This window comes from Facklamia sp. P12937, assembly GCF_050409505.1.
Classification (GTDB): Bacteria; Bacillota; Bacilli; order Lactobacillales; family Aerococcaceae; genus Facklamia.
The window spans coordinates 60,565-66,564 of sequence record NZ_JBNUPI010000011.1; the positions used below are offsets into that span (position 1 = coordinate 60,565).

The window sequence follows — 6,000 nt, forward strand, 5'->3', positions numbered from 1 at the left end:
GGTCTATTGCAGTCGGCAATATTTTATCAATTAACTACGGCGTCCACCACGTCCGCCTCGTTTTCCTTCAGTATTACGTTTCAGTGAAATTAAACGATCTTCACTATCTTTCAAGAAATTACTCATTAATTGATCGAAATCATCATTGTTTTTTTGAGCATATTTACCAGAAACATTTTGGTTAGGATAAGAGTTACCCTTGCCTTGCGGAACTTTTGGATATTCTTGATGGAAATTGCGACGAGCAGCTTCTTTTGGTTTACGATACTTGGCAGTAGACCCATCATTATTCTTTTTATCTTGATAAGAGTTGGCTGGTTTATCAACTGCTTGGCGTATTGATAAGCCGATCTTTCCATCATCAGCTACCGAAACCACCTTCACGGTGACTTCATCTCCCAATGATAATACTTCGTTGATGTCATTAACAAACCCATCTGAGATTTCACTTATATGGACTAATCCTGATTGATTATTATCTAAGGCAACAAAGGCTCCAAAATTTTTGATTCCTGTAACCTTACCTGTAACTTTTTGTCCTACTTCTACCGCCATATAATTCTTTTTCCTCCTATTAATACTTTAATTTTTTTACTGTTCACTTGACTCTTCGTTTAGATCGAAGATTATTTCGTTATCTTTTGAAAAAAAGTAATCTTTGCGGGCCAATTTGGCAATATAATCTTTGTCTTTTGATAAAATATACTCTTTTTCTGCCTGCTTGTTTTCCGCTTTAACCTTATTCAATCTCTCTTCCGCTTGAACCAATTGACTGTTGACTTCACTTTGCTTATGAAGCGCTTGAAGAAGCGAGAAAAGCGATAAACAAGTCAAAAAGACCCCTACTGAAAACGCTATATACTTTAATAAAGACTCCTGTTTGCTTTTTGAAGGGCTTATATGACCTGCGCTTTGATCAAAGGGGATGATTTTACGATTGGCTGACTGATTATTTTTTTCATTCAATTTTTTCACCACTCTCTCATTTTTGAGTATAGCAGTAATTTAATAAGAATGCACCCTATAATATTTGGTTTTTAATTAATTTTAGTGAATTCTTCACTAATTAATTCATACATCTTCGCTGCGTCTTCTTTTTTAGTTGACTCTTGTAATTCTTTTACCTTTATTGTCATTACACGGTTACCAAAAGTAATGGTTATTTCATCATCTACTTTGACAGTCGAACTTGATTTAGCAACTTGACTATTAATCTGAACTCTTCCTTGGTCTGCTACTTCTTTAGCTACGGTTCTTCTCTTAATAATTCGCGATATTTTTAAAAATTTATCTAAACGCATACTTTAATACTCCTTTTTACTTTAGTGCATGATTTAAATCTTTTTGACGCTGTTGATAATTTTGCTTAATTTGATAGGCTTGCTCTAATAATTTCTTTAAGAGACTTAAAATTTCATAACTCTCTTTTCCTTGAATGGTCAATTTAACCAGCATTCGATCTTTAGGTTTAGTGACTGTTTCTCTCGCTTGAACATCCTGCAGGGCTTGATAAATATTAGGGCCATAGAAAAATTGTGTGGCTTCTTCGCTGAAAGTCAAAACGACATATTGGTGCTGCCTTTTAATAGTAAGCATGCCCGTTTGACTAGCTAAATACCGGAGTAAAGCGATATCTAATAAGTCAGCTACTTGGTCAGGGTATTCACCGTAGCGATCAATTAATTGATCTTGAACCTCGCGATAAGAATCAAAGGAATCAATTCGTTGGATAGCTTTATAAGCTGCAATTTTTTGGCGTTCATCTTCAATATAACTAGCAGGTAGATAGGCATCAATGGCTAAGTCAATTTCAGTATCACTTTGATTGAATACTGCCTGCTGGTTTTCTTTACCTTGCTTTTTGTCGACCGCTTCTTTCAATAATTGAGAATATAAATCAAACCCGATGGAATCGATAAAGCCAGATTGTTGTGCCCCTAAAAGATTGCCTGCTCCACGAATTGAAAGGTCGCGCATAGCAATTTTAAAACCAGATCCCAATTCGGTGAATTCACGAATGGCATTCAGTCGTTTTTCACTGACTTCACTTAATTGCTTCATAGGATCATACATTAAATAAGCATAAGCGAGTCGATTGGTTCGCCCCACTCTTCCTCTTAATTGGTAAAGAGTGGATAAGCCCATTTTATCTGCATGGTCAATAAATAAAGTGTTGGCATTAGGAATATCGACTCCCGTTTCAATAATAGTAGTCGTCACTAATAAGTCATAGTCTCCTTGAACAAAGTCATATAGAACATTTTCTAATTCAATTTCACTCATTTGACCGTGAGCAACCGCAACACGTGCCTCAGGAACTAATTGAGCGAGTTCTTCTGCACGATGATAGATAGTAGCTACACGATTATAAAGATAAAAGGCCTGTCCTCCGCGAGCAATCTCACGTTCCAAGGCAGATTTAATGGCCCCTTCATTCCGTTCCATTACATAGGTCTGGACAGGATAACGATTACTCGGCGGTGTTTCAATCACAGATAAATCTCTCACTCCAATCATCGACATATGAAGAGTTCGAGGTATTGGAGTAGCTGTTAATGTTAAAACATCCACTTGCGATCTTAATTGCTTCAATCGCTCTTTATGTTTCACACCAAAACGCTGTTCCTCATCGACGACTAATAAGCCTAAATCTAAAAATTCAATATCTTTCGATAAAATCCGGTGAGTTCCCACTACAATTTGACAAGCGCCTACCTTTAAGTCTTTGATTGTCTCTTTTTGATTAGTCTTGGTCACAAAACGACTAAGCATCCTGATATTGAATGGATAATCAGCGAATCGTTCAATCAATGAATTGTAATGTTGTTGAGCCAATATAGTTGTTGGCACCAAGAAGGCTACTTGCTTACCATCCATCACCGCCTTAAAAATGGCTCGCATGGCTACCTCAGTTTTTCCATAACCAACATCCCCAATTAATAAACGATCCATCGGTCTTTCTTTTTCCATATCTTTCTTTATTTCTGAAGCTGATTGTAGCTGGTCAGGCGTTTCTACATAAGGAAAAGCATTTTCGAACTCTTGCTGTTCAGGACTATCTTCACTAAAGGCAAAGCCCTTATCTTTTTCACGTTTAGCATAGAGTTCAATCAACTCATCCGCAATATCTTCAATTTTACTTGAAACTTTTTGCTTAGTTTTCGTCCATTCTGTACCACCTAAACGATGAATTTTAGGTGTTTTAGCTTCACCAGAGGCAACATATTTTTGAATAAGATGCAATTGGTCAATGGGCACCATCACTTTGGCGTTATTTTGGTATTCAATAACTAGTAAATCACGATGGGAACCAGCAATTTCCATGGTTTCCATTCCAGTATAGCGGCCAATCCCATGATTAATATGGACCACGTAATCGCCAGTTTCCAGTTCATTATAAGATTTTATTCGCTCAGCATTAGAAAGTTTTTGTTGTTTAATCACTTTCTTCTTCATACGATTAAACAATTCTTTTTCAGTCAGTAAAACCCATTTATCATTTGGTAACTCGAAGCCATGGCTTAGGTTTCCAATGAGCAGGTTTACCTGGCCTGGCAGAAAATCATCTTGTTCTTGGATATGTATCGGATCAATTTGATATTCAGCAAATAGTTGCCGCACCTTTTCGGCCCGCTTTTTTGATTCAACAATAATTTGAATATTTTGATTTTGATTCAACCAATGATCTATCTCTGCTTTTATTAATGGCATCTGATGATAAAAGGCATTCATTGTCCGGTAAGAAAAATGATGAATACTAGCTAATGCCTGCTTGCCCATACTCTTTTGAATCAAATCAAAGAAGATGACTGCATGCTTACTTTGATTAATTTGATCGAATGCTGATAACTTTAATGGTTGATTGGGAAATAGATGACCCTTTAAGGTTTCCTGTTCCAACCAAAATTGATCATGCTCAATTAATTGGATTTCTTCTTGATGAATTTTTGAGAACTCATTGACTACTAAACGCCCTGAAACATGCATATAATCCAAAAGGGAATGCCCCTTAGGATCGTAAAAAGATAAAAAAGCTTGGCTCTTATCAAGTGTTTGATTATGGTTTAAACCTTCAAGCTGCTCACCCATAAATTGCTTTAGCTTTTGTTTCATCTCTTCATCTTTGATTTTTTTACTCGCCTTCTTAATTGCTTCATCCAATTGCTCTTTAATACTTTCTTGTTGTTTTTTAGTAAATAGCACATCAGTAGCAGGTTCAATCTTTATCGTTTGAAGGTTTTTCTTTGAAACTTGGCTTTCTGCATCAAAGTAACGGATAGAATCGAGTTCCACATCAAAGAAATCTAAGCGAATAGGAGAGGGAGCGGTTAGAGGATAAAAGTCAATGATACTCCCCCTTACAGAGAACTCCCCGGGGGTCATAACCATTGCTACTTTTTGATAACCTAGTTCAAATAAAATATTTTCTAAGTCTTCTCTTTCAATCTCATAACCAATCGTCAATTCCAATTGGTTGGCTAACCAATCTTCAACTGGCGAAAGTCGCTTACGAATACCAGACACATTGGTTAAAGCAATAACAGGCTCTTTACTCAATAAGGCTTGTAAACATTCTACTCTTTGCGCCCGACCTTCTAGAGAAGCTGTAGAATATTCTAGCGCCAAACTCTCTTCCGCAGGAAAAGAATATATAGCGACATTAGGTAGCAAGCTGGAAAGATCTTCAAACATTTGGATTAAGTGATTCGGATTGCTTTCCAGTATAATCATTTGACTCGGAGCCTCTTGATATAGTTTAGCGATATATATTGCTTTCCCACTACCATCTAGACCCGTCACTAAATGAGGAAGATTAGAATTATTTGCTTTATTTATAGTATTTATACTTTGATCAAAGGCTGCCGTTTGCAACTTATCTAACATCAAATCTCTCCTTATACATCCAACACAAAAACATGAAGCAGGGATATCCTTACTCCATGATTATTTTCTATTATAAAAATTCATTACTTCACTGTAAGGTTTTCCACCAACCCAGTCTGTTAAAGCATTCGCTGCATGATCAATTGCTTGAGTAACAAGTGGTAAGCTGTCCTTATCAAAAGGAGCTAAAACATGATCAATGACCTTCCAACCTGCTTGTGGACGGCCAATCCCAACTCTTATACGCTTAAAGTCATTCGTTCCAAGCATATGAATAATCGATTTCATGCCATTATGCCCACCGGCAGAACCTTTTTCACGAAGGCGAATACGACCTGGTTCGAGATCTAAATCGTCATAGACTACTATTAAATCCTCTACCGCAATACCATAATAAGACATTAAGGGTAAAACAGCTTGTCCCGAATTATTCATATAGGTAAAGGGTTTAACTAATAAAATCTTATCTGATTGATTCCGCCAAATGGTAAAATCTGCATCAAATTTTTGATCAGTAAAGTTTAAGCCTTCTTTATCTACTAAACGATCGATTGCTTCAAAGCCAGCGTTATGTCGCGTATTGGCATAACGTTCACCTGGGTTACCGAGACCAACAATCATTTTCAAGAGCGACACCTCCATAAGATATACAATTAATTATACCATAGCTTGCATCACAAAATAAGAAAGAGCCTTACTCAATAACAAGTAAGCCTCTTTAAAACTTGAAAGTTTAAAATTCGATTTCAACCGCATTAGTTAATATGTCTCGATAAGAAAATGATACACGATCCACATTGTCTTCCTCATCTAAGTCAACAATAAAAATTGACCGATAAGTTTCAGCAAGTGTTCCACGACGCTCTCGTTTCTTCTTACGCCCCATTTGAACAGTTACAACAATCTCTTCTCCAACTCTTCCATCAAGCATTGACTTGATTTCAATCAGGTCTTTTGGCATCTTATCACCTCATACCATATTATATCACAAATTCTTAAATTTTACAATATAACATAAGTAAGAATAACTTGCAATTGTATTATCGTCTAACATTATCGTCTTGTGTTAAACGTAAATGATAATGTCTCAAGAGAACACAAATCAAAATGTCCCAC

General features: G+C 36.4%; 6 protein-coding genes. All 6 read right to left on the reverse strand.

Annotated elements, in window-relative coordinates; genetic code table 11:
- Positions 1-30: 30 nt before the first annotated feature.
- Positions 31-555, reverse strand: a complete 525-nt coding sequence (locus ACQV2R_RS05560; RefSeq protein ID WP_428873213.1) for a S1 domain-containing RNA-binding protein — start codon at positions 553-555, stop codon at positions 31-33.
- Between the two features lie 36 nt (positions 556-591).
- Positions 592-975 (reverse strand): FtsB family cell division protein, encoded by a 384-nt coding sequence (locus ACQV2R_RS05565; RefSeq protein ID WP_428873212.1) that lies wholly within the window; start codon positions 973-975, stop codon positions 592-594.
- Between the two features lie 62 nt (positions 976-1,037).
- Positions 1,038-1,301: an RNA-binding S4 domain-containing protein gene (locus ACQV2R_RS05570; RefSeq protein WP_428873211.1), complete on the reverse strand. Its 264-nt coding sequence runs from the start codon at positions 1,299-1,301 to the stop codon at positions 1,038-1,040.
- 16 nt (positions 1,302-1,317) lie between these two features.
- Positions 1,318-4,884 carry a transcription-repair coupling factor gene (mfd, locus tag ACQV2R_RS05575; RefSeq protein WP_428875355.1) on the reverse strand — a complete coding sequence of 1,189 codons (3,567 nt, stop codon included), beginning with the start codon at positions 4,882-4,884 and terminating at the stop codon, positions 1,318-1,320.
- A gap of 60 nt (positions 4,885-4,944) precedes the next feature.
- Positions 4,945-5,511, reverse strand: a complete 567-nt coding sequence (gene pth, locus ACQV2R_RS05580) for an aminoacyl-tRNA hydrolase (protein WP_428873208.1) — start codon at positions 5,509-5,511, stop codon at positions 4,945-4,947.
- Positions 5,512-5,617: 106 nt separating this feature from the next.
- The gene (locus ACQV2R_RS05585) at positions 5,618-5,845 is read right to left on the reverse strand and encodes a Veg family protein (protein ID WP_428873206.1); all 228 of its coding nucleotides are present in this window, start codon (positions 5,843-5,845) and stop codon (positions 5,618-5,620) included.
- Positions 5,846-6,000 lie beyond the last annotated feature (155 nt).